21 protein-coding genes, 4 tRNA genes and 1 pseudogene are annotated in these 24,315 nt (G+C 68.4%); 13 read left to right on the plus strand and 13 right to left on the minus strand.

Annotation, left to right across the window (positions count from 1 at the left end):
• Positions 1 to 75: 75 nt before the first annotated feature.
• From OID54_RS18175 to OID54_RS39225, 3 genes and pseudogenes are all read left to right on the plus strand, one after another.
• Positions 76 to 150 (plus strand) — tRNA-Asp (locus tag OID54_RS18175).
• 716 nt (positions 151 to 866) lie between these two features.
• A pseudogene (locus tag OID54_RS39220) lies at positions 867 to 1,010 on the plus strand (DUF6274 family protein); the annotation flags it as partial.
• Between the two features lie 93 nt (positions 1,011 to 1,103).
• Positions 1,104 to 1,301 (plus strand): hypothetical protein, encoded by a 198-nt coding sequence (locus OID54_RS39225; RefSeq protein ID WP_443055828.1) that lies wholly within the window; start codon positions 1,104 to 1,106, stop codon positions 1,299 to 1,301.
• 442 nt (positions 1,302 to 1,743) lie between these two features.
• On the opposite strand, the gene bldC is transcribed toward OID54_RS39225, so the two are convergent.
• Complete coding sequence (gene bldC / locus OID54_RS18185; protein ID WP_003949541.1) at positions 1,744 to 1,950, minus strand: developmental transcriptional regulator BldC; 207 nt, start codon at positions 1,948 to 1,950, stop codon at positions 1,744 to 1,746.
• Between the two features lie 478 nt (positions 1,951 to 2,428).
• The gene (locus OID54_RS18190) at positions 2,429 to 3,265 is read right to left on the minus strand and encodes a hypothetical protein (RefSeq protein ID WP_329020929.1); all 837 of its coding nucleotides are present in this window, start codon (positions 3,263 to 3,265) and stop codon (positions 2,429 to 2,431) included.
• A 178-nt stretch (positions 3,266 to 3,443) separates the two neighbouring features.
• Here OID54_RS18190 and OID54_RS18195 point away from each other — a divergent pair, with 178 nt between their 5' ends.
• Entirely contained in the window at positions 3,444 to 4,568 is a 1,125-nt protein-coding gene (locus OID54_RS18195) for a Leu/Phe/Val dehydrogenase (protein WP_329027614.1), read from the plus strand.
• A 324-nt stretch (positions 4,569 to 4,892) separates the two neighbouring features.
• Complete coding sequence (locus tag OID54_RS18200) at positions 4,893 to 5,147, plus strand: DUF3073 domain-containing protein (protein ID WP_329020932.1); 255 nt, start codon at positions 4,893 to 4,895, stop codon at positions 5,145 to 5,147.
• Positions 5,148 to 5,284: 137 nt separating this feature from the next.
• On the opposite strand, the gene purM is transcribed toward OID54_RS18200, so the two are convergent.
• From purM to purS, 9 genes are all read right to left on the minus strand, one after another.
• Entirely contained in the window at positions 5,285 to 6,352 is a 1,068-nt protein-coding gene (gene purM / locus OID54_RS18205) for a phosphoribosylformylglycinamidine cyclo-ligase (RefSeq protein WP_329020934.1), read from the minus strand.
• Positions 6,353 to 6,480: 128 nt separating this feature from the next.
• Entirely contained in the window at positions 6,481 to 7,998 is a 1,518-nt protein-coding gene (gene purF, locus OID54_RS18210) for an amidophosphoribosyltransferase (RefSeq protein ID WP_329020936.1), read from the minus strand.
• A gap of 492 nt (positions 7,999 to 8,490) precedes the next feature.
• On the minus strand, positions 8,491 to 9,312 hold the full coding sequence (locus OID54_RS18215) for an META domain-containing protein (RefSeq protein ID WP_329020938.1): 822 nt from the start codon (positions 9,310 to 9,312) through the stop codon (positions 8,491 to 8,493).
• Positions 9,313 to 9,390: 78 nt separating this feature from the next.
• Positions 9,391 to 10,185 (minus strand): maleylpyruvate isomerase family mycothiol-dependent enzyme, encoded by a 795-nt coding sequence (locus tag OID54_RS18220; protein WP_329020940.1) that lies wholly within the window; start codon positions 10,183 to 10,185, stop codon positions 9,391 to 9,393.
• A gap of 10 nt (positions 10,186 to 10,195) precedes the next feature.
• Positions 10,196 to 11,146 carry a M23 family metallopeptidase gene (locus tag OID54_RS18225; protein ID WP_329020942.1) on the minus strand — a complete coding sequence of 317 codons (951 nt, stop codon included), beginning with the start codon at positions 11,144 to 11,146 and terminating at the stop codon, positions 10,196 to 10,198.
• A gap of 112 nt (positions 11,147 to 11,258) precedes the next feature.
• Positions 11,259 to 11,768 (minus strand): ArsR/SmtB family transcription factor, encoded by a 510-nt coding sequence (locus OID54_RS18230; protein WP_329020944.1) that lies wholly within the window; start codon positions 11,766 to 11,768, stop codon positions 11,259 to 11,261.
• 99 nt (positions 11,769 to 11,867) lie between these two features.
• Positions 11,868 to 14,117, minus strand: a complete 2,250-nt coding sequence (purL, locus tag OID54_RS18235; protein ID WP_329020947.1) for a phosphoribosylformylglycinamidine synthase subunit PurL — start codon at positions 14,115 to 14,117, stop codon at positions 11,868 to 11,870.
• A complete protein-coding gene (gene purQ / locus OID54_RS18240) occupies positions 14,114 to 14,794 on the minus strand; it encodes a phosphoribosylformylglycinamidine synthase subunit PurQ (RefSeq protein ID WP_329020949.1) in 681 nt (226 codons plus the stop codon). The genes purL and purQ overlap by 4 nt, the downstream gene beginning before the upstream one ends.
• The gene (gene purS, locus OID54_RS18245) at positions 14,791 to 15,036 is read right to left on the minus strand and encodes a phosphoribosylformylglycinamidine synthase subunit PurS (protein WP_250921286.1); all 246 of its coding nucleotides are present in this window, start codon (positions 15,034 to 15,036) and stop codon (positions 14,791 to 14,793) included. Before purS ends, purQ begins: the two co-directional genes overlap by 4 nt.
• A gap of 324 nt (positions 15,037 to 15,360) precedes the next feature.
• Here purS and OID54_RS18250 point away from each other — a divergent pair, with 324 nt between their 5' ends.
• The 8 genes from OID54_RS18250 to OID54_RS18285 all read left to right on the plus strand — a co-directional run bounded on the left by OID54_RS18250 (position 15,361) and on the right by OID54_RS18285 (position 20,999).
• Positions 15,361 to 15,699, plus strand: a complete 339-nt coding sequence (locus OID54_RS18250; protein ID WP_329020951.1) for a histone-like nucleoid-structuring protein Lsr2 — start codon at positions 15,361 to 15,363, stop codon at positions 15,697 to 15,699.
• Between the two features lie 670 nt (positions 15,700 to 16,369).
• Positions 16,370 to 16,441: transfer RNA gene (locus tag OID54_RS18255), tRNA-Gly, on the plus strand.
• Positions 16,442 to 16,521: 80 nt separating this feature from the next.
• Positions 16,522 to 16,594, plus strand: a tRNA-Gly gene (locus OID54_RS18260).
• A gap of 178 nt (positions 16,595 to 16,772) precedes the next feature.
• Positions 16,773 to 17,690, plus strand: coding sequence for an ABC transporter ATP-binding protein (locus tag OID54_RS18265; RefSeq protein WP_329020953.1), 918 nt, complete (start codon positions 16,773 to 16,775; stop codon positions 17,688 to 17,690).
• 1 nt (position 17,691) lies between these two features.
• Positions 17,692 to 18,516 (plus strand): ABC transporter permease, encoded by an 825-nt coding sequence (locus OID54_RS18270; RefSeq protein ID WP_329020954.1) that lies wholly within the window; start codon positions 17,692 to 17,694, stop codon positions 18,514 to 18,516.
• An 86-nt stretch (positions 18,517 to 18,602) separates the two neighbouring features.
• A complete protein-coding gene (locus tag OID54_RS18275) occupies positions 18,603 to 20,225 on the plus strand; it encodes a sensor histidine kinase (RefSeq protein WP_329020956.1) in 1,623 nt (540 codons plus the stop codon).
• Between the two features lie 70 nt (positions 20,226 to 20,295).
• Entirely contained in the window at positions 20,296 to 20,904 is a 609-nt protein-coding gene (locus OID54_RS18280; protein WP_329020959.1) for a response regulator transcription factor, read from the plus strand.
• Between the two features lie 22 nt (positions 20,905 to 20,926).
• Positions 20,927 to 20,999: transfer RNA gene (locus tag OID54_RS18285), tRNA-Gly, on the plus strand.
• A 265-nt stretch (positions 21,000 to 21,264) separates the two neighbouring features.
• Here OID54_RS18285 and OID54_RS18290 read toward each other — a convergent pair.
• Positions 21,265 to 22,167: a phosphoribosylaminoimidazolesuccinocarboxamide synthase gene (locus OID54_RS18290; protein ID WP_329020961.1), complete on the minus strand. Its 903-nt coding sequence runs from the start codon at positions 22,165 to 22,167 to the stop codon at positions 21,265 to 21,267.
• A gap of 239 nt (positions 22,168 to 22,406) precedes the next feature.
• Positions 22,407 to 23,864 carry a N,N-dimethylformamidase beta subunit family domain-containing protein gene (locus OID54_RS18295; protein WP_329020963.1) on the minus strand — a complete coding sequence of 486 codons (1,458 nt, stop codon included), beginning with the start codon at positions 23,862 to 23,864 and terminating at the stop codon, positions 22,407 to 22,409.
• Between the last annotated feature and the right edge of the window lie 451 nt (positions 23,865 to 24,315).

Below are 24,315 nucleotides of genomic sequence, written 5' to 3' on the forward strand. Positions count from 1 at the left end.
GAGTTCGACCACCGGGGGCGCCCTGCTGTAGAGTCTCTTATCGCAGCCCAGCGCAACAATCGGACTGCGAAGCTTGGTCCTGTGGAGCAGCTTGGAGTGCTCGCCACCCTGTCAAGGTGGAGGCCGCGGGTTCAAATCCCGTCAGGACCGCACAGCTGAACGATCGAGGCCCGTACCTTTCGAGGTGCGGGCCTTCTTCTTGTCTGCGGACCCGACCTCCGGACCCGACCTCCGGACCACCCCCGGCTGCTCTCCGGACCTCTGCAGTCTGCCCGTTGGGGCCGTAGACCCTACCCCTCCGGGGCGCGCCGAGGGCGGCTGGTCACGCGCTGAGACCTCGGAGCCCCATACGGGAGTCCGCCAGCCGATCTTCCCCGCGCTCTCCTCATGCCCCCAGACCATCCCTCACCCGCCTTTTCGCACATAGGCGGTGAACCAGGCAAAGAGTGAGGTAGCTCGCCGATTCGTATGGCCGTTCCCACCGCCGAGGTGCCGATGTGGGCCCGGCGCTCCACGCCGGCACCGGCCGCAACGCCCTCACAGAGGAGGATTCAAGGCCGTTCGGGGCCCGATCGCCGGCTGCCGGCCGTAATTCGGGGACGCGGGAGAGAAAGCCGGGAGTACCCAAGAATGGCTGAGACTCACACCCCAGCAACGCGTCCCGGATCGCCGTCCCTGCCCCTTTCGAGACCGTCAGACGTGCGTGCTCCGGCATCAACTCGCCCAAGGCTCGCCACTTTGTCCCCAATGCCCTCTTGGGCGCCAGAGCAATGCACCCCGCTCCGCGCATCGTCTTGACGGCCCTCCTCCCCGCGGGTACCCACTCTTTAGGGGGCAGGGCTCTAACGGACGCGGAGGTGGCGCGCATGGCGGCGTCCACAGCGAGGCGGCACGAGACCAGGGCACTACTGCGGGCGCATCTCGCCGCGGCATCCGGCTATCGACACCTGACACGGCACTGCCCGATCTGCCATCGCCTGCATCGGCTCGCCATGGAGCCTGAAGGCCCATCTGACGTCCCGCCAGGGCCTACCGCGGCACTTCGACCCGAGACGACATCGGCGCCGGCGGCGGCGCCCGGGGCGGACGCAGGCCCACGGTCGGTGAGCACGACGAAATCCGGTGTCGCAGTGCCGCCGGAAGGCCCGCCAGGGGCGGCGGACGCACCTGCCACGGCACGGGCCGTCGTCGAACCGGCCGTCGCCACCAGCCCTCTCGCGGGAATCAATGCGGAGCGGGTGCCGGTGCAGAGGGCCGCGGATTCCGCAGCTGCGGTGCCCACGGCGCCCCTGAGGTCCTGAGCGCCGGCCCGAGCCGGGGCCGAAGGTCCTCTCACTGAGTGACTTCAGCCCGAAGAATCCGCTTCGCCGAAGTGACACGCTGGAGGTTGGCAAGGGTTGCGCGGTGTGACGGGTGTCACCGTATAGGTTTTTGGAACCTCGCCGCTTAGCCCCTACACCTAATCGACCAATTTAATATGTGCAATTGCACTACCTCTGGAACACCTCCCCCATCTTCTATGCGCCCCTCCCTCCACTCCGCAAAATCGACCGCTGGAGTGCCACCGCCACCATCCGCACCACGAGCCCCGGCAGTACCGCAGAAAGAAAAATCGCGCTGGACTCGGCGGAGTCCAGCGCGATCGACGACAGAGGTCTGTTGGGGCAGACGCCCGTCAAATGGAGCTATAGGTGGGCCTTACCGGGATGGGGGTCCCAGCGCGAGCCCGAGCAGCAAGGTTGGTTATGCCTCGCTGCGCTGCTGCGGAATGCCCGCGAGCAGAGCACGTACCTCTGCTTCGCGGTAACGGCGATGCCCGCCGAGCGTACGAATCGACGTGAGCTTGCCTGCCTTCGCCCAGCGGGTGACCGTCTTAGGGTCCACGCGGAACATCGTGGCTACCTCAGCCGGGGTCAACAGCGGCTCGGCATCAGGGGTGCGAGCGGTCATGAGCGGCCTCCTCGGAGAACCGAACCTTCTCGGTTCATTCCTCTAAATTCTGCACCTTGACCCACGTTGCCCGAAATGGCAGACGCAGGCCGAGTCGGTTATAGGACGAACGGCTTGTCCTCGGCACTACAACTACACCATCTGTCCAGCCACGTCGGCCAAACCGACGGAATTGCCCTCTGAGGTGTTCATCAGTGGCTGAACGACGATGGACCATGCCATAGCGGACAGTCACATGACGGTAACGATCAGTCACACCGCAATCAGGAGCCACCAGACCCCCCATAGAGCGCAATGCCGAGCATTCCACCCTTACTTGGGCGGAAGGAACCCTCCCCGGACTCCTTGTCCTATTTTGACACGAGGGTGGGCGATCGACGCAAGAGCCCAGTTAGTGCAGTCCGTCACGCTTGAGGCAAAGGCCCGGATCGGGACCAAGGACCCTTCAACAACGGAACCCAATCATCCACAGGATCGCTCAATTGGCGAACCGAAGATCGCGTACGGCCCGCCAGCGGTCCGCCAGACGGGCATATGCCACCTGCGCCGCCTCGCCGTCGTCGGCCCGCAGAGCCGCGATCCCGGCCGCCACATCGGCCGCCGAGTGATCGTCCGCGAGGCTCGGCCCCAGCGCGTGCACCAGGCCGCCGTAGTCCAGCTCGACCAGGGAACGCGGATGGAACTCCTCCAGCCACTTCCCCACGTCGACCAACCCCTCCGCCAAACCGCCCGAGTCCTCGGACTCCCGCAGCGCCTTCAGCGCCCGGGCGATACGCCGACGCGCCTGGGCCATGGGGGTGCGGTAGCGCAGCACCGCCGCACCGGTTCCCGCCGGCTCGTACTCCCGCTCGTCGTCCGCGAACAGCACGAACCAGCGCACCGGAACCTGCCAGACCGCCGTCCTGATCCACGGCCGGGCGTCGGGGTTCCGCTTGCGCCACCGCTCCCAGTCGGCGGCGGCCTGTCCCCGTACTACAGGCGGCAGCACCGCATCGAGCAAACTGGCCGGAAATCGCTCGGTCAGCTCTTCGAGTGCGAGCCAGCCGCGGAGCCTGGTCTGCCACGGACAGACGCACACCACCCCGTCGACGACCGCGACGAAGGCATCCCCGCTCTCATGGACGGGCACCGGGACCGGCGGAGTCGACACCAAGTCGGCCAGCGACCGCCTCAGTTCGTCCTGCACGGTCGGAGCGTCCGCACGCCGCGCGTACTGCTCCCAGTGCTCCCGCTCCGGCGCCGGAAAGGCGGTCAGCGGCTCATAGACCCGCAGATAGGAGGTGTAAGGAACGAGAACCGAGGACACGGCTGGCATGTCGTGAATCCTTCCACGCTGACGCCCGGCACTACCCCTCTCGGGGGTGATACTCGGCACTGCTGGAGAACTACGGGCACGTAGGACTTACCCTCTTGCCCAGCTGGTACCTTGCCCGCTCTCCCCCTGCCACAAGCGAAAGGGAGAACCGGGAAAGCCCCCGCCCGCCGCCTCGTATCTGGGAGTCACCACCGTGACCGATCTGCCCGGCGCTCCTGTCCGTGTACCTGACGTACCCGGCGTACTGCACACCCTGTTCCGATCGGACCAGGGAGGCCACGAGCAAGTCGTGCTGTGCCAGGACCGCGCTTCCGGCCTGAAGGCCGTCATCGCCATCCACTCCACCGCCCTCGGCCCCGCCCTGGGCGGCACCCGCTTCTATCCGTACGCCTCCGAGGAGGAGGCCGTCACGGACGCGCTGAACCTCGCACGCGGGATGTCCTACAAGAACGCCATGGCCGGCCTCGACCACGGCGGCGGCAAGGCCGTCATCATCGGTGACCCCGAGAGCCTCAAGAGCGACGAGCTGCTGCTCGCCTACGGCCGGTTCGTGGACTCGCTCGGCGGACGGTACGTGACCGCCTGCGACGTGGGCACCTACGTGGCGGACATGGACGTCGTAGCCCGCGCCACCCGTTGGGCCACCGGCCGCTCCCCGGAGAACGGCGGCGCCGGGGACTCCTCGGTCCTCACCGCCTACGGGGTCTTCCAGGGAATGCGGGCGTCCGCCCGCCACCTCTGGGGCCGGGACTCGCTCCAGGGCCGCCGCGTCGGCATCGCCGGCGTCGGGAAGGTCGGCCACCACCTGGTGGAACACCTCCTCCAGGACGGCGCCGAAGTCGTGATCACCGATGTCCGCGCGGAGTCGGTACGACGCATTCTGGACCGTCATCCGCAGGTCACGGCCGTCCCGGACACGGGTGCGCTGATCCGCACCGAGGGGTTGGACGTGTACGCGCCCTGCGCACTCGGGGGTGCGCTGAGCGACGCGACCGTCCCGGTGCTCACGGCCAAGGTGGTCTGCGGGGCGGCCAACAACCAACTCGACCACCCGGGCGTGGAGAAGGACCTCGCCGACCGGGGCATCCTCTACGCACCCGATTACGTGGTGAACGCCGGCGGTGTCATCCAGGTCGCGGACGAGTTGCACGGATTCGACTTCGACCGCTGCAAGGCGAAGGCGGCAAAGATCTACGACACCACCCTGGAGATCTTCGCACGCGCAAATGAAGACGGTATTCCGCCAGCAGCGGCGGCGGACCGGATCGCCGAACAGCGCATGGCGGAGGCGCGTCCGACCTGAGGACGAAGCCCATCCGCTCCCCGTGGCCCGGCCCCCGCGGGGATCGGTACGGACCCCTCGACCCGCCGTTTCGGGAGACAAGACTCACCCCGGTCGGCGGGTCGGCCGCCAAGAAGAGGTTAATATCGCAGTTGACCAGCGAGGACGGGGCTCCTTGCGGGTTCTGTGAAGTGGCACGTCATGCGGGCGGCGTACCGTATGGCCGCGGAAGCAGGTACCGTTGAAGCCCTACGGGCCGGTCTCTCCATGGAGAGTCCGTTCCGAATCATGAACGCGTGTCAAGACTCTGGGGCCGTCGAGCCCCGTCACCGAGGGGGTCGAGCCATGGGGCGCGGCCGGGCCAAGGCCAAGCAGACAAAGGTCGCCCGCCAGCTGAAGTACAACAGCGGCGGGACTGACCTGTCGCGTCTGGCCAGCGAGCTGGGCGCTTCGACTTCGAGCCAACCTCCGAACGGCGAGCCGTTCGAGGATGACGACGAGGAAGACGACCCGTACGCACAGTACGCGGACTTGTATAACGATGACGACGACGAGGACGATGAGTCCGGTCCGTCATCGCAACACCGCCGCGGCGCTTGACGTTGCAGTGATCACCGACCCGGTCCGGCTCACCCGGACCGGGTTCCGTGCTGTTCAGCTCGTCCGTGCTGTCCAGACCGTCCGGTTCGGACGACGAGTCCATCGGGCGCAGGGAACCGACGCCCGATGCGACTCATTCACCGTGCGTAGTCGCCCGTGAGGGCAGCGCCCACGGTGTGATCGCCGCGGTCCACAATCTCCCCGGCGACCCATGCGTCCACCCCGCGGTCGGCGAAGAGTTCCATCGCCACGTCGGCCGACTGCTCGGGGACGATCGCGATCATGCCGACGCCCATGTTGAGCGTCTTCTCCAACTCCAGGCGTTCGACCTGTCCGGCCTTGCCCACCAGGTCGAAGACCGGTCCCGGAGTCCAGGTCGAACGGTCGACGATCGCGTGCAGACCATCGGGGATGACCCGCGCCAGATTGTTGGCGAGGCCGCCACCGGTGACATGGCTGAAGGCATGGACCTCGGCCGTCCTGGCGAGCGCCAGACAGTCCAGGGAGTAGATCTTGGTGGGTTCGAGCAGTTCCTCGCCCAGGGTCCGTCCCAGCTCGTCCACGTGCTGCTCAAGGGCCATGCCTGCGCGGTCGAACAACACATGGCGGACCAGCGAGTACCCGTTGGAGTGCAGTCCCGAGGAGGCCATGGCGATGACCACGTCTCCACCGCGGATGCGGTCGGGCCCCAACAGCTGGTCGGCTTCCACCACTCCGGTTCCGGCACCGGCGACATCGAAGTCGTCCTCGCCCAGAAGCCCGGGGTGCTCGGCGGTCTCGCCGCCGATGAGCGCGCAACCGGCCAGGACACATCCCTCGGCGATGCCCTTGACGATGGCGGCGACCCGCTCCGGGTGGACCTTGCCCACGCAGATGTAGTCGGTCATGAACAGCGGCTCGGCCCCGCAGACGACCAGGTCGTCGACGACCATGCCGACCAGGTCGTGGCCGATCGTGTCGTACACGCCCAGCCGGCGCGCGAGGTCCACCTTCGTGCCGACGCCGTCGGTGGCGGTGGCCAGCAGGGGACGCTCGTAGCGCTTGAGTGCGGAAGCGTCGAAGAGTCCGGCGAAGCCGCCGAGACCACCGAGCACCTCGGGGCGGCGGGTCTTCTTGACCCACTCCTTCATCAGCTCGACGGCGCGGTCGCCCGCCTCGATGTCGACGCCCGCACTTGCGTAACTGGCTCCTGTGTTCTCTGTCATGACAAAGAGAGCTTTCGTGTCGTTGCTGCCGAGAGCGGGTTCGGTGGCCCCGAGAGGGTTCGCACCGCCGTGCGCGGAGGGGTCTCTCGGGGTGGGAAAAGGACCTGCGGGGAGATCACGGCGATTGCCTAGGGGCGACGCAGCGCGTCGGCAGCGTCCGCACCGCCCGCCAGCTCGGTCTCAAGGAGCTGCTTGCCGAGCAGTTCCGGATCGGGCAGGTCCATCGGGTACTCGCCGTCGAAGCAGGCGCGGCAGAGATTCGGCTTGGCGATGGTGGTCGCCTCGATCATGCCGTCGATGGAGATGTACGACAGTGAGTCGGCGCCCAGCGAGGCACCGATCTCCTCGATCGTCATTCCGTTCGCGATCAGTTCCGCGCGGGTGGCGAAGTCGATACCGAAGAAGCAGGGCCATTTCACCGGCGGGGACGAGATCCGGATGTGGATCTCGACAGCTCCGGCCTCGCGCAACATCTTGACCAGGGCGCGCTGGGTGTTCCCGCGGACGATGGAGTCGTCCACGACGACCAGGCGCTTGCCCCTGATGACTTCCTTCAGGGGGTTGAGCTTGAGTCGGATGCCGAGCTGTCGGATCGTCTGGGACGGCTGGATGAAGGTCCGGCCGACATAGGCGTTCTTGACGAGGCCCGAGCCGTAGGGGATGCCGCTCGCTTCCGCGTAGCCGATCGCGGCGGGGGTGCCGGATTCCGGCGTCGCTATGACCAGATCCGCATCGGCGGGCGCTTCCTTGGCCAGTTTCCGTCCCATCTCCACTCGGGAGAGATAGACGTTGCGTCCGGCGATGTCCGTGTCCGGGCGGGCCAGATAGACATACTCGAAGACACAGCCCTTGGGCTTCGCTTCTGCAAACTTTGAGGTGCGGATGCCGTTCTCATCGATGGCGATCAGCTCGCCGGGCTCGATTTCGCGGACGTAGGTCGCACCGCAGATGTCGAGGGCCGCGGACTCGCTGGCGACGACCCAACCGCGATCGAGGCGTCCGAGGACCAGCGGGCGGATGCCCTGGGGGTCACGGGCCGCGTACAGGGTGCTCTCGTTCATGAAGACGAGTGAGAACGCGCCCTGGACCGATGGGAGCACCTTGGTGGCGGCTTCCTCGATGGTCAGCGGCTTGCCGTCGGCGTCGGTCTGGCCGGCGAGCAGCGCAGTGACGAGATCGGTGTCATTGGTGGCGGCGACCTGGGTGGCGCGGCCGTCCTTGCGGGGCAGATCGGCGACCATCTCGGCGAGCTGGGCAGTGTTCACCAGATTGCCGTTGTGGCCGAGGGCGATCGATCCGTGGGCGGTGGCGCGGAAGGTCGGCTGGGCATTCTCCCAGACGGAGGCGCCGGTGGTGGAGTATCGGGCGTGGCCCACAGCGATGTGGCCGCGCAGAGAACCTAGGGAGGTCTCGTCGAAAACCTGGGACACCAGGCCCATGTCCTTGAAGACGAGAATCTGGGAGCCGTTGCTGACCGCGATTCCCGCGGATTCCTGGCCCCGATGCTGGAGGGCGTAGAGCCCGAAGTAAGTGAGCTTGGCGACCTCTTCACCCGGGGCCCAGACACCGAAGACGCCACATGCGTCTTGGGGGCCTTTCTCGCCGGGGAGTAGATCGTGATTGAGTCGACCGTCACCACGTGGCACGGCACCGAGTGTAGGCGAGATCGACCACCGGTCCGAATTGGGGAGGGGGTCAAGGCTCTGGGTGACGGTTCGGTCACCGGATGGCCGAGCCTTCACGGGCGGTCTGGGGTGGGCGTCGAATCGTGTCCTGGGCGCGGTTGCCCGGGCGGCGGGCGGAAGGGCGGATTCCTACTCCTGGCGGGCCAAGCGGGCTCGATGGAGTGGATGAGAGCGGGTGCGCCGGGCCCCACAGGGCCGTCGTGTCATCGCGGCCGGAGGTCGCTTTCACCGGTCGGCACCCCGACCGGGCGGTGAGCAAGGTCACCGCCCGGGAGCGGGACGGAGGTACCGCGGGCGGGTTCCCGGAGCGCGAAACCCGACCCTCGCGCGAAGGGGTACGCGCCTTCGGGCGCGCTGGACTTCGATGCCGTGGTGCGGCGCGGAACGCGTACGGATGCAACGGGCCCCTCGGCGGCCACGACCGCAGCCGCAACTACGCACCGACCGCCGGACTCACCTTGCGGCCTTCACGGCCGAGAAACCCGTGCCATCGGGGCCCTTGAGGAAGAGGCCGCGCTGATGGATCTCGTACGTCGCCTGCCCCGCCAGGGCCTTGAGGAGATGTGCCTCCACCTGGCCCGATGTCCCCGCACACATCTTCCGGGTGCTGGAGATGGATCCGAAGGTGAGCTGGGTGCCGCTGACCTTGACGGTGGCATTGAAGTCGTTGCAGCCGAGATTCCCCGTGACCGTGCCGTCCTTGGCGAAGGTCAGGTGCGCGTTCTTGTCCGTACCCGGGGGCAGGGATTCGACGGTGTCCTGCTGCTGGAGCGAGTTCACCGTCCACTTGGTGCCGATGAACGGGGCCGGCGGTTCGGAGACGAGCCCGATGACGTCGCCCTTTTCATTGGTGAGGGTGAGCTTCTTGTCCACGAGCTCCGCCTTGAGCCTTCCGGTGAAGGCTTCCCTCAGGGAGTTCTCGAAGTCCTGGATGGGCTTCTCGCATCCGATTTCGGTCATATTGGCCGATCCGACCGTAAGGGTCTCCCCGTCGAGCGCGGCTTTGGCTCCGAACTGATTGCAGCCGAAGTTGCCCTGGGCGCGGTCCTTGGTGGTCACCTCGACATAGGCGTCGCCCGGGGACGTGGTCTTCTTGCCGTCGACCGTGACGGTGTCGACGGTCCAGAACACTCCGGTGAGGGGCACGTCGGCCACGGCTGGTTTCCCACCGGGGGTGCGGGTTCCGGAGTCCGCCTCGGACCCAGAATCCGCACCGCACGCGGCCAGCGCGAGAAGGGCCAGAACGGTGACGGGAACGCTCAGCTGAGTACGCATGCCCTTGGGACGGACGGCCCCCGGGTCCGGTTCCCCTGCACCGCCCACTCGTTGCAGCCTGACACCGAGTGCCGGGGATCAGCCCAGAAGCGGAAGGAAGGCCGCGAGATCAGCCCGCTCCCCGCTGGCACTGACCTTTCCCGCGTCGCGGGCTTCGGCCCAGGACGTACGACCGGTGGCGAGTCGGAGCCAGGTCAGGGGATCGGTCTCGACGACGTTGGGCGGAGTGCCCCGGGTGTGACGGGGTCCTTCGACGCACTGCACGACGGCATGCGGCGGCACCCTCACCTCGACCGACCCGCCAGGGGCCTTTTGTGCGAGTACGTCGGCGAGCAGTCGGGTGCAGGCGGCGAGCGTCTGACGCTCGTGGGGGATGTGCAGTCCGAGTGCGTCGTTGAGGTCGTCGGTGTGGACGGTGAGTTCGACGGTACGCGTGACGAGGAAGTCAGCCAGTCGCATGGCGCCGGGCGAGATGCCCAGCAGCCGATCGGGCGCGGCGCCGTCGAGGGCACGGGTGAGGCGGTCGGCCGCACGGGCGTAGCGGGCCTCAAGATCGGGCTCAGCAGCTGCGAGGGACCTGGCCGCCTCGTCGACTCGGGGGCCCAGGGAGGCGGTGGCGGCGGGCCAGTCCAGCAGGGCCAATTCAACGCGCGGTGGTGCCGGCCGGTCGAGGAGGTCGGGGATCGCATCGACCATCAGAGCCGTGTGCGCGACCAGTTCCCGTACGGTCCAGTCGCCAAGCCGGGTGGGCAGCGCCAACTGCTCCGCGGTGAGTGTCCCGACCGCCCGTCCGAGGTGGGCGAACTGGGAGGTGACCGCGGCACGGATCGTGGTGTCGTCGTAGGCGCGTGCGCGCCTTCTGGCCGGTGGCATGGGAGCGAGACTAGTCAGTCACGGTGAACTTCCACTCGCCGCCGTCCGCGGGCGCCGCGGCATCAGTCGAGGCGTCGTCGGTACCGGGGCCCGCGGTGAAGGACTCGTTGTTGGCCGGGATGCCGATACCGCGCCATCGGAACGGCACACCGCGGGCGATGTCCGGGTCGGGGTCGTCCATGAGTTGGAAGTGGACGTGCGGTTCGGTGGAGTTGCCGGAGTTCCCGCAGCGCGCGATCTCCTGCCCGGCGTGGACCCGCTCCCCCTCCCGGACGCTGATCGAGCCGCGCTGCACATGGGCGTACAGGGCGTACGTACCGTCCCCGAGGTCGAGGACCACACGATTGCCGATGATGCGCGAGGGGCCGAAGACATCCCGGAAGAACGCCTCGATCAGCATCAGATAGACCAGCATGGGCAGTGAGGTCCGGCTGTGGTGGTCGCGCTGGCGGTCCCGGACGGCCACCACGGTGGCGTCGGCGACGGCCAGCAGCGGGGCACCGAAGGCGGGGAAGGCACTGTTCCGGCGCAGGAGCGGCCAGAACCAGGTGAATTCGGGTCGGGTGGTGGGCCGGGCCTCGATTGCGGGGTCCGCTGCCTTGATTGCGGGATCCGGGCCCTCGGCGACGATGTCGATGGCGTACGTCTGTCCGTAGGCGTGCGTCCCGTGGCTGGGCACCTTGTCCGCGGGGCTGTTGAGCGCCAGCCAACGTCCGGTCACGGGCGCAGCCACTTCGACGGCGTCGGGGCGCGCCGCCGAGTGCGCCGCGCCGGCCGTACGGTTCAGCACCGTCATCACGGCGATCGCCAGTGCGGCGGGCGGAAAGACCCACGCCCAGTGGAAGGGGTCGAGCACCACGCTGACCAGCAGGAGTGCGACGAACGCCAGCCAGGACGTCCGATAGGCGGCGAGCAGGAGTTTTCGTCGCCGGGCTGCGGGTGCGTTCGTTCGAGCGGGCATGGTGTTCTCCCCCAGGGGTCGTTCTGCGGTCACGGCTGGGCTCCGGTCCGAGTCGGGCCGCGGTCAGGGCGGGACGGGGCCGGGTCGGGGCCGGGCTGGGGCCGGGCTCCGGTCAGGGTTGGGCCGCGGTCAGGGCCACCAGCAGCGGCACCACCCGTACCGGAGGCACTTCGTAGCGCCCCCTGCCCGCGGTGTGCAGCCACCCGACGGCGGTCAACTGGCGTAGGTGGTGGTAGATCTGGCCGGTGGTGCCGAGCCCGTCCAGTTCGGTAAGTTCGGCCGCCGTACGACGGCCGCCGAGGATCTCGCGCAGCAGTCTCAGTCGCACCGGATGTCCCAGCGCGGCGAAGGAGTCGGCGGCCCGGTTCCAGTCCTGCTCCCACAGGGACTCGGTGAGGGTGCCGTACTGCCACTCGTACCGTTCGTCCGTCGGCAGGCGCACCGCCCCGGTGAACATCACACCGCCGTCGCCCGCTCCCGCCTGCGCGAGCCGGTCCTTGAACCCCTCCAGCGCCCAGAAGTCCCCTCGGCCACCGGCCCGTACGGGCTCCTCCTGGCCGTCTCGCTCCTCCAGCGCGGCGAGCCTGCGTTCCAACTCGGCGACCCGCTCCTCCAGCTCCATGAGATGAACATACGTAATTACGTAATCTCGCGCAACGGGGAACGAAGAGAGCCCCCGCCCGGCAGGTGCCGGACAGGGGCTCGGTGATTCCGCGGTACGTCAGACCAGCAGCGCGGGAATCGTCTCTTCGTGGGCCGTACGCAGCTCGGCCAGCGAGAGGGTGAACTGACCCTGGACCTCGATCTCGTCCCCGTCGACCACACCGATACGGGTCGCGGGCAGTCCGCGAGCGCCGCACATGTCGGTGAAGCGGAGCTCCTCGCTGCGGGGCACCGAGACGACCGCGCGCCCCGCCGACTCGCTGAAGAGGAAGATGAACGCGTCGAGACCGTCCGGGACGACCAGCCGTGCGCCCTTGCCGCCGCGGAGACAGGACTCCACGACCGCCTGCACCAGACCGCCGTCGGACAGGTCGTGCGCCGCGTCGATCATCCCGTCACGGGAGGCGGAGATCAGGATCTCCCCGAGCAGCTTCTCCCGCTCCAGGTCCACGGCCGGGGGCAGCCCGCCCAGATGGTCATGGACCACCTGGGACCAGGCCGAGCCGCCGAGCTCCTCCTTCGTGTCCCCGAGGAGGTAGACCAACTGCCCCTCCTCGGCGAAGGCGATCGGCGTACGACGGTTCACGTCGTCGATCACGCCGAGGACCGCGACGACGGGCGTCGGGTGGATGGCGGTCTCACCGGTCTGGTTGTACAGCGACACATTGCCGCCGGTGACCGGGGTGCCCAGCACCAGGCAGCCGTCCGCGAGACCGCGCGTGGCCTCCGCGAACTGCCACATCACACCCGGGTCCTCCGGCGAACCGAAGTTCAGGCAGTCGGAGATCGCCAGCGGAGTGGCACCGGAGGCGGCGACATTGCGGTACGACTCCGCCAGTGCGAGCTGAGCACCGGTGTAGGGGTCGAGCTTGGTGTACCGGCCGTTGCCGTCGGTCGCCAGGGCCACGCCGAGGTTGGTGTTCTCGTCGATGCGGACCATGCCCGCGTCCTCGGGCTGGGCGAGGACGGTGTTGCCCTGGACGAACCGGTCGTACTGGTCGGTGATCCACGCCTTCGACGCCTGGTTCGGCGACGAGACCAGCTGGAGGACCTGCTCGCGCAGCTCCGCCGCGTCCTGGGGGCGGGGCAGCTTGTTGGCGTCGTCGGCCTGGAGGGCGTCCTGCCACTCGGGGCGGGCGTAGGGACGCTCGTACACCGGGCCCTCGTGGGCGACCGTGCGCGGCGGTACGTCGACGATCTGCTCACCGTGCCAGAAGATCTCCAGCCGTTCGCCCTCGGTGACCTCACCGATGACGGTGGCGATGACGTCCCACTTCTCGCAGATCTCCAAGAAGCGCTCGACCTTGTCGGGCTCGACGATCGCGCACATGCGTTCCTGCGACTCGCTCATGAGGATTTCCTCGGGCGAGAGGGTCGCGTCCCGCAGGGGGACCGAGTCCAACTCGACGCGCATGCCGCCCGAGCCGGCGCTCGCCAGCTCACTGGTCGCACAGGAGAGACCGGCGCCGCCGAGGTCCTGGATGCCCGCGACCAGCTTCTCCTTGAAGATCTCCAAGGTGCACTCGATCAGCAGCTTCTCCTGGAACGGGTCGCCGACCTGGACGGCCGGGCGCTTGGCCGGGCCGGTGGCGTCGAAGGTCTCGGAGGCCAGGACGGAGACTCCGCCGATGCCGTCGCCGCCGGTGCGCGCACCGTACAGAATGACCTTGTTGCCGGGTCCGGACGCCTGTGCGAGGTGGATGTCCTCGTGCTTCATCACACCAATGCAACCGGCGTTGACCAGCGGGTTCCCCTGGTAACAGGGGTCGAAGACGACCTCGCCACCGATGTTCGGCAGACCCAGGCAGTTGCCGTAGCCACCGATGCCCGCGACGACACCGGGCAGTACGCGCTTGGTGTCGGGGTGATCCGCCGCACCGAAGCGCAGCGGGTCCACCACCGCGATCGGCCGGGCGCCCATCGCGAGGATGTCGCGCACGATGCCGCCGACGCCGGTGGCAGCGCCCTGGTAGGGCTCGATGTACGAGGGGTGGTTGTGCGACTCGACCTTGAAGGTCACCGCATAGCCCTGGCCGACGTCGACGACGCCCGCGTTCTCCCCGATGCCGACGAGCATTGCGTCGTTCTCGGGAGCCTTCTCACCGAACTGCTTCAGATGCACCTTGCTCGACTTGTACGAGCAGTGCTCGGACCACATGACCGAGTACATCGCCAGTTCGGCACCGGTGGGACGGCGACCGAGGATCTCCCGGATCCGCGCGTACTCGTCCGCCTTCAGACCGAGCTCGGCCCAGGGCTGCTCGGTCTCGGGGGTCCCCGAGGCGTGCTTCACGGTATCGAGGCTCATGCGGTGACCAGCTTCTTGAGGATCGAGGTGAAGAAGGCAAGCCCATCGGTGCGGCCGGTGCCGATCAGTGGCTCGACGGCGTGCTCCGGGTGCGGCATCAGACCGACGACATTGCCCTCGGCGTTGGTGATGCCGGCGATGTCGCGGAGCGAGCCATTGGGATTGCCGTCCAGGTAGCGGAAGGCAACCCGACCCTCGGCCTCCAGTTCGTCCAGCACCCGCTCATCGGCGACATAGCGGCCGTCGATGTTCTTCAGGGGTACGGAGATCTCCTGGCCCTGCTCGTAGTCGCTGGTCCAGGCGGTCGTCGCGTTCTCCACGCGCAGCCGCTGGTCACGGCAGATGAAGTGCAGGTGGTTGTTGCGCAACATCGCACCGGGCAGCAGATGCGACTCGGTGAGGATCTGGAAGCCGTTGCAGATACCGAGGACCGGCAGCCCTGCCCTGGCCTGGTCGATGATCGTCTCCATCACCGGCGAGAACCGGGAGATGGCTCCGGCGCGCAGGTAGTCGCCGTAGGAGAACCCTCCGGCGAGCACGACCGCGTCGACCTGCTTGATGTCTTTGTCACGGTGCCAGAGGGAGACGGGCTCCGCGCCCGCTAGGCGTACCGCCCGCAGACTGTCCCGGTCATCCAGCGTGCCGGGAAAAGTGACGACTCCAATACGAGCAGTCACGACTCCACCTTGACGATGAAGTCCTCAATGACGGTGTTGGCGAGGAACGTTTCGGCCATCTCATGGATGCGGGCGAGGGCGGCATCGTCGACCGGACCCTCCACCTCCAGCTCAAAGCGCTTTCCCTGACGGACGTCCGCGATTCCATCGAACCCGAGGCGAGGTAGTGCACGCTGCACCGCCTGTCCCTGCGGGTCGAGGATCTCGGGCTTGAGCATGACGTCGACTACGACGCGTGCCACGGGCACTCCCGGATTGATGTGTTGCGAGGGCGGTTCCCTCAGCGTACCCGGCTCAGGAATCTACTCGCGTAGATATCTGGAGAAATCCGACACTCACCAGGCGGAACGGCCCGAGTAACCAGAAGCAGAAATCCAGGGAAAATAACCCGATCCTCATTGCTCCTGACGCGCGCACATAATTGGGTGGGCTTCACAATGCACTACCGGTCGCTGTACAAAGGAATACACAGGAAAGCAGTATGGCCCCTCGACAGCCGGAAAGCCGGTATCACCGCACGTCAGAATCGGTGCCGTGCGGGGCACCGCGGGAAAGGACCGATATCCGTGGCTCAGCGAGTAGTGGTCACACTCTCCGACGACATCGACGGCGGGGAAGCGGCGGAAACGGTCAGGTTCGCCCTGGACGGGAAGTCGTACGAGATCGACCTCAATAACGCCAATGCAAAGAAACTGCGCAAGGCGCTGGCGCCGTACGTGGCGGCAGGACGAAAGCAACTCGGCGGCGGGAAGCGCGACAAGCCCCGGACCGGCACGTACAAGCACACGACCCTTGAGCCGGCACCCGCCGCGGTGCGCGCCTGGGCACAGTCGAACAAGATGGACGTACCGGCCAGGGGGCGCATCCCCAAGGCGGTCTACGAAGCGTTCCGAGAGGCGAGTTGAAGTCTGCCCGGGAGGGCGTCCCCAACGCGGTGACCACGGCGAAACGGGTCCGCCACCGACGGCGGGGCTCCAGCAGCAGTGGCCGAATCGAATCGGTAGAAGCGAAGTTGGCCCATGGGTGTCCGAAGTGGACCCATGGGCCTGCTGCGTTGTGTTGCGCGTCCTGCGTCGGGCCCCCACGGACCGGAACGGTGGGGTGGGGACAGGAGACAGACGGCACCGCTCTCGGCGCGGGGCTCGGCGCCGTCTCTGGCTCGCCGGGGAGCACTCGGCTCCCGCACCGACTGGCAGTGGGCAGGCACTGCCCCGTTCCACGGCCATCGGCGTTGGTTCCCCAAGGGTCGAGTCCCTGCGGACCTGGTAGTGGTCATCCCCGCCCGGACCGGGGCCGACATGACCACTGTGCCCCCTGTGGCGGATGTGACCCACTCCTCAACGGTCGGCTCCGAACCCTTGGCGCCCGGCGGACAACTCCACCCCGAGCCGCTCCCACCCTGAAGATCCACTTCTTCGGCCCCGGAAGATCCACTCACGGCACTGCCTCAGGTCAGCGCCTCACGAGCCCCCGACACCCCTGCGCCGATGCCGAGTTGCGCAGCACCCCCAAACGTCGGCTAGAGTTTGAGTCACGCCGAGGGGCAAGGCCAAAAAGGCCCCACCTCAGCAGCGTGCGGGTGTAGTTCAGTAGTAGAACATCCCCCTTCCAGGGGGAAGGCGCAGTGTGCAATTCCTGTCACCCGCTCTCATCGCTTTACCAGCTCATCGATTTCGATCAGGTAGAGTGGTGCCCGCGCCGACCGGTGAGAGCCGGGCGGAAGCAATGCGGACGTGGCTCAGTTGGTAGAGCATCACCTTGCCAAGGTGAGGGTCGCGAGTTCGAATCTCGTCGTCCGCTCAGTGCAAAAAGGCCCTGGTCATCTAGACCGGGGCCTTTGTCATGCCGTCGGAAAGCACACGGAGAACATCCCGGTTCCGGATGTCGGCATCCCGCGCAGCGCTCCCATGACAAATGTCATCGCCATCGGTGACGCCGCGCACTGATCCCGTTCCCAAAGCGGCGGGACGCTGTTCCCATGACCACAGACCAGTACGTGATCACGGTGGACGGGCTGCGGCGCAGCTACTCGGGGGGCTTCGAGGCGGTGGGCGGAATTTCCTTCTCCGTGGCCCGGGGCGAGGTCTTCGCCCTCCTCGGCACCAACGGCGCAGGAAAGACCTCCACCGTCGAACTGTTGGAGGGGCTCGACGCCCCCACGGCCGGCAGCGTCCGCGTACTCGGCCATGACCCCTACCGCGAGCGGGCAGCCGTACGGCCCCGGATCGGCGTGATGCTCCAGGAAGGCGGCTTCCCCTCCGATCTGACCGTGGCCGAGACCGCCCGGATGTGGGCCGGCTGCACCACCGGTGCCCGCCCGGTGGCGGAGGCACTGGGGCTGGTCGGCCTCGGTGAACGAGCCGCGGTGCGGGTCAAACAGCTCTCGGGCGGCGAACGCCGACGGCTCGACCTGGCACTCGCGCTCCTGGGCCGACCCGAGGTGCTCTTCCTCGACGAACCGACCACCGGATTGGACGCGGAGGGGCGCCGTGACACCTGGGACCTGGTGCGGGCGCTCCGGGACTCCGGCACCACGGTCCTCCTGACCACGCACTACCTGGAGGAAGCCGAGTCACTCGCCGATCGGCTGGCGATCATGCACCGGGGGCGCATCGTCACCACCGGCACACCGGCCACGGTGACCGCCGAGCGGCCCGCACGCATCCGCTTCCAACTGCCCGAGGGAGTACCGGCCGCACGGTTGCCGCTCTCCCTCCAGGCCGGGGCCGACGGTCAGCGCATCGAGATCCGTACCCATCAGCTCCAGGAGTCCCTGGAAGAACTGCTGCGCTGGGCACGGGAGTCGCAGATCCGGTTGGAAGGGCTCGACGCCCGCTCAGCCTCCCTCGAAGAGGCGTTCCTCGACATCGCGCAGACCGAAACGGTGGGTGTGTGACATGCCGACGACCTTGAACGGCGACAGGACCACCCGTACGTCCACGGCGGGCAAGTCCTCGGCTTCCTCCCCGCGCCGGCGGCTCGCCGCACTCGGCCGGGCCGAATGGACCCTGCTCATCAGAAACCGGACCGCCCTCTTCGTGGCCCTGCTGATGCCGTTGCTCATGGTGGTCGTGACGAAGTCCTCGCTGGACGGAGTGGATCTCGACAAGGCCGGGATGAGCGTCGTGGAGGCGGCGCTGACCGCCGGCGTCGGAATGGTCCTGCTCCTGGTGGTCCATCTCAATCTGGTCTCCGCCTATGTGGCCAGGCGCGAGGAGTTGGTCCTCAAGCGGCTGCGTACGGGAGAGGTCCCCGACCACGAGATCCTGGTGGGGACCGCGCTCCCCGCGATCGGCCTCGCGCTGACGCAGTGCGTCCTGCTGGTGGTGGGCGGGGTCGTCGGGATGGATCTGAGCTGGCCCCGCCGCCCCGACCTCCTGATCGGGGGCATCATCATCGGTGTCGTCCTGCTGACGGCACTGGCCGCGGTGACGGCGACGGTGACCCGCACGGTGGAGAGCACACAGATCACCACCATGCCGATGTTCCTGGTCTCGGTCGCGGGATCGGGCCTGCTCGTACCGCTGGAAGTGATGCCCGAGAAGATGGCGTCGGTGTGCGAGCTGCTTCCCGTGACGGGGGTGATGACGCTGGTACGGGCCGGCTGGCTCGGCGGCGCGGATTCCACCGATGTGATGCGTGCCGTGCTGATCAGCCTGGTCTGGATGGCGTTGTCGGTGTTTGCTGTTTCGAAGTGGTTCCGCTGGGAGCCGCGCCGCTGATCGCCCGCCCTGCTGATCACGGCAGGGTGCCTGCCGGGCCGACGGCCCGGATCATCAGTGAGTGTGCGAATCGACGGAGGTGGCTCGTGCGGGTGAAGGGTTGGAGCGGTCGCAGCGGGCTGGCCAAAGTGGATCTCTACACCCGCGGCACGCTCTATGTGATCGTGTGGATGGGGCCGATCGGGTTGACCCTGATGCTGCTGACCCCTCCCATACGGGTCGAAGGCCCCCTGGCACTCGCCGTCGTCGGGCCGCCCCTCGCGGTGGCGACGGGCGTGCTCTGCGGAAAGCTCAGCTACCGCGGAATGGACTTCTACCTCCAGCGGGCCCAGGCACCTTGGCGGCTGATGGCCTGGGCTGCGGCCGTGACGGCCGGCGCCGTCGGCGTGGTGCTGACCCTGTCATCGCTGGAGGCCCTCCCCGACGACGACGGGATGCTGGCGGGGATGCTGATGGCCTCCCTGGCCCCCTTCTTGACGGCACACTGCCTCTTCGTGCCCAACCGGGTCACGGCGCTGGTCCAGTTGTCCGTACTGAGCCTGCTGGCCGGGCTGCTGGTCGTGACCGGGCACACGGCGGACACGGTGCTGGCCGTCTTCATCGCCGTGGGGTTCACCACCGGCTGGGCCGCGTTCACCGGGCGGGCCTCCATGTGGATCCTCGGGGTGTTGTGGCAATTGCGTGAGGCCCGCGATGTGGAAGCACGGCTCGCCGTCGCCGAGGAGCGCCTGCGCTTCGGCCGGGACCTCCATGACGTGTTGGGCCGCAATCTGGCCGTCATCGCCCTGAAGAGCGAGTTGGCGGTGCAGTTGGCCCGCCGGGGCAGGCCCGAGGCGGTCGACCAGATGTCGGAGGTCCAGCAGATCGCGCAGGAGTCACAACGCGAGGTGCGGGATGTGGTCCGCGGCTATCGCGAGGCCGATCTGCGGGTGGAGTTGGAAGGCGCCCGAGGGGTCCTGGGCGCGGCCGGGATCCACTGCACGGTGGTGGCCCCGGAGCTGGACCTGCCCGCGGACGTGCAGTCGGCGCTGGCCTGGGTGGTGCGGGAGGCGACCACCAACGTGCTCCGCCACGGGGACGCCCGCCGCTGCCGGATCTCGGTGGGGCTCACGGACGGCGAGGCCGTGTTGGTGGTGGAGAACGACGGAGCGCACAACGGCGCGGGCAGGTCCTCGGCGGCCGGGGATGCGACGGCCACCGACGGTGGAGCAGCCGCCGTACCGCTGACCACCACGACTGCCGACCTCCCTCCGAACCCACGGCGGGACCGGTCCCGGCGGCCGGGTTCCGGGCTCACGGGCCTCAGGGAGCGGCTCTTGGCGGTGGACGGCACGCTGGAGGCGGGTGCTGCCCCTCGGGACTGCTTCCGGCTGACGGCCCGGGTGCCCGTGGAGGGGCGCGCAGGGCATGGCGAGGTCGAGCAGGGGGCCCGTGGGCGTACGGGACCCGAGGGCGGGCAGGAATCCGCCGACGGACCGGGCGACCGCGGCATCGGCCCCACGGGCGTCGACACCGCAGGGACGGGTTCGTCGCGAGGTGGACTCGGGGCAGGTTTGTCGCGGGACGGCGTCGGGGCGGATCCATCGCAGCTCGGCGAAGGGCCGTACGCGTCCGACCAGCACCTGTGCGCGTCCGACCAGAGCACCGCGGGCGTCTCGGTGGAAGCGGCGGTCAAGGCCGGTGGAAGCGACCCGCGGGACTCCGGATGACCACAGTCGGCAGCGCCTGGCCCGAGCGCCCGGCCTGGCTGCGCCCGCACCGATCGAGAAGAGGCACCGGATGACCGTACGGGTACTGCTCGCCGACGACGAGCATCTGATCAGGGGCGCGCTGGCGGCACTGTTGGCGCTCGAAGACGACCTGGTCGTGGTCGCGGAGGCCGCATCGGGAACCGAGGCGCTCGCCATGGCCCTCGCGCACCGTCCGGACGTCGCCGTGCTCGATCTCCAGATGCCGGGAGCGGACGGTGTGAGTGTGGCCACATCCCTCAAGGCGGAGCTGCCCCGGTGCAGAACCATGATCGTGACCAGCCATGGTCTGCCGGGCCACCTCAAGCGGGCCCTGACCGCGGGGGTGCGGGGGTTCGTCCCCAAGACGGTCAGCGCCCAGCGGCTCGCCGAGATCATCCGTACCGTGCACGCCGGACACCGCTACGTGGACCCGGAGTTGGCGGCGGACGCGATCTCGGCCGGTGACTCGCCGCTGACCGCTCGGGAGGCGGAGGTGCTGGACCTGGCGGCGGACGGCGCACCCATCGCGGAGATCGCGGAACGGGCTTCGCTGTCGCAGGGGACGGTACGGAACTACCTGTCGTCGGCCGCCATGAAACTGGGGGCGGAGAACCGGCACGCAGCCGCCCGTCTCGCACGGGAGCGCGGTTGGGTATAGTGGGCTGCGCGCCACGGCGCATGCGGACGTAGCTCAGTTGGTAGAGCGCAACCTTGCCAAGGTTGAGGTCGCCAGTTCGAACCTGGTCGTCCGCTCAGGTGAAGGCCCCGATCCTCCAGGATCGGGGCCTTCGTGCTGTTCCCACCTGTTCCCACCTGTTCATGCCCGCCCCGCCCGTGCACGCCTGTGCGCAGAGGCCGATGCGCCGACCCGCCCGGTCCTGGGAGATGCGCGTCAGATCGCGAGACGGAGAATCGCCCTCGTACTGGACTCGTACTGGGCTCGTACGAGATGTACTCGGGCGACTCTCGACAAGGCGGGGCATCACACACAGACCAGACGGGCTGGGTCCGACGCGTCCTAGGACCAGGGCGTACCGGTGAGCAGCTCGTACGCGTCCAGGTACTTCGCCCGGGTCGCGTCGACGACCTCCTGCGGCAGGGCGGGCGGCGGCTGCTCGCTGCGGCGGTCCCAGCCGGACGCCGGCGAGGTCAGCCAGTCCCTCACGTACTGCTTGTCGTACGAGGGCTGGGCGTGGCCCGGCTGCCAGTCGGCGGCGGGCCAGAAGCGCGAGGAATCGGGCGTCAGCACCTCGTCGGCGATGACCAGTCCGCCGTCCGCGTCAAAACCGAACTCGAACTTCGTGTCGGCGAGGATGATGCCCCGGTCCCGGGCGATGTCGCGGGCCCGGCCGTAGACGGCGAGGGTCGTCTGCCGCAGGAGGGCGGCGGTCTCGACACCGACCTGTCGGGCGACCTCCTCGTAGCTGACGTTCTCGTCGTGGTCGCCGACCGCGGCCTTGGTGGCGGGGGTGAAGATGGGCCCGGGCAGCTCGGAGCCGTCGCTGAGCCCCTCGGGGAGGCCGATTCCGCAGACCGTGCGGGACTCCTCGTACTCGGCCAGGCCGGAGCCGGCGAGATAGCCGCGGGCGACGCACTCGACGGGGACCATCCGCAGCGACTTGCAGACCAGGGTGCGTCCGGCCCAGTCGGCGGGGGCGCCCTCGGGGAGCTCTGTGCTCAGGACGTGGTTCGGGACGAGGTCCGTGAGGCGCTCGAACCACCACAGGGAGAGCTGGGTGAGGACCCGCCCCTTGTCGGGGATCTCCGTCGGCAGCACCCAGTCGTACGCGGAGATGCGGTCGCTGGCGACCATGACGAGGTCGCCCGCCTCGTTCCGGTACAGCTCCCGCACCTTGCCGGTGTGCAGATGCACCAGCCCTGGCACCTGAAGCGGTTCGGGCTTTTCCACAAAACCGGACATGGTTCCTCCCCGTAGCTCTGACTGACAGCTTCGATTCTCCCGTATGGAACGACGGAGTCCGGTGTAGGGGCGCAGCTCAGCGGCGCAGGTCGTCGTACCCGGAGGATGGAAGCCCCATCGCGGGGGCACGCAAACAGTCGTGAGGGAGCTGTCTGGGCTCATCTGTATGGGCTCGTCTGTATGGGCTCGTCGGGGAAGGAAAAGCCACAGCCATTCTCCGTCCCGCTCTAGCCCCGCTCTCAGTCCCGCTTGCAGATGCGGTCCAGCAGATTGGCAGTCGCGCGCTGGATACGGCTGTCCACATGGCCCGGACGGTCGAGGGCGGGCGCCCAGGCGAAGGTGCCCGAAGCGAAGACGAGCCCGCCGGAAGGCGCCCGATAGAGGGAGGTCTCCTGATGCCGAAGGGCCCCCTTGCCGTCCCGGTAAGGGGAGTGGGCGAGGAGGATGCGGCGCTGGTGCTCAGGGAGCGCGGTGCGCGGGAAGTATCGGTCCGCCTCACCGGCGACCAGGCCGGCCAACTCGTCGCCCTCGCCGGCGCCGGTCGCCTCCCAGAGCCAGTGATCGGCGTTCCGTACGACCAAGGGGTGCGGCTCGGGGACACGGCCCGCGTACTGGATGCCGAGCAGTTGCTGTTCGGGCCGGTCGATCTCACGCCAGAGTGCGGCCTTCCCGGGGCCTCGGCGTTTGCGGCAGGTGAGGAGCCGGTCGGGCACGCCGGAGGGGGACGGGCCGAGCTCGACCTGCCAGTAGAGGGAGTTCGCGGAGAGGAAGACCAGCGAAGTGCCCTGGTCGCGGGCCGCCTCGACGGTGCGGCGCATGGGCACGGACCAGTACTCGTCATGGCCGGGGAAGACCAGCCCGCGATAGCGGGTCGCATCGACGCGGCCGGCGTGGAGATCGCGGGCGTCGGCGTAGGCGACGTCGTAGCCGTACCGCTCGGCCCACCGGATGAAGTCGTAGGCGTGGCCGACGTGGAGGGGGAGCCCGGCACCGGCGTAGGGGCGGTCGAAGGACACGGTGACGGCGGCGTCCCGCTCGCCGAGAAGCCGACCCTTGTCGTCCCAGGCGTGGTAGAAACTCGCGCCGGTACGACCGTCCTCGGGGTAGAGGTTGTACGCCTGCCAGGTGATGTCCGGCAGGACGAGCAGCAGATCCGCCGGCTTGTTGTCGCGCACGGTGAAGGGGATGTGGGAGCGGTAGCCGTCCACCGTGGTGAGGACGGCGACATGTGCGCCGACCGACCAGGACGAGGGGACCTGGAGCCGCCAGGAGAGCCACCAGTGGTGGCAGGAGACCGTGCGGTCGGCGGTCAGCGGCGGGAGTTGCACGATCCCGGAGAGCCGTGGACTGGTGGCGATCTTGGATGCCCCGGCCCCGGCGTAGTGCCCGATCCGATAGATGTCGACGGAGAACTGTTGCGGCGGGTCCACGGTGATGTGGAAGTCGATCGCCTCACCGGGGGCCACGGCACCGGTCGAGGCGAACCCCTTGATCTGACGACGCACATCATCGGCGGTACGGGGTGCCCTGGCGCTACGGCCCCGATCGGGCTCGGCGTACCAGGCGACGACCTGGCCGCTGGAGTCCACGTACTTCTCGGAACCGCGCAGCCAGGGGAGGGGGCCCTGCCCGAAGGGGTCCGTCACGGCATGAGCGAGCGCACCCGACTCCCACCGCCGGATCTGCTCCGCCCCCATGCGCCCTCCCTCAATGCCCCCGGACAACTGCGCTACGCCGAATGGTCGGCGCCGATCCCCAGCACATCACATAACGCATGCGGACCGTCACCCTTCGTCGCGAATTGTTGAGGGAGTGAGCTTTCTGCCGCGGTGGACGCATGTGGTGCGCGCGAACCCGGTGTACATGCATGGGGTACGCACGGATGGGGTGCACATGGATGGGGTGCGCCACGGATGTGGATCAGCGAGCTCGACGTCCGAGGGTGCCGTTGCACACGGGACGCCGTCATCCGCAACGGCCGTACGGGAACGATCCCGGCCTGACGGCAGGGGGACGCCGTGCCTCCGGGCGCCAGGAGTGCCCCGGCACGGGGAGTGCGCGCGGGCGGGGTGCGCGGGTGCGGGGTGCGCGGGCGGGGAGAACGTCGTACGCCGGACAGAACGGCGGCCAGAAAGAGGCAGGAAGCCG

Source organism: Streptomyces sp. NBC_00690, assembly GCF_036226685.1.
Classification (GTDB): Bacteria; Actinomycetota; Actinomycetes; order Streptomycetales; family Streptomycetaceae; genus Streptomyces.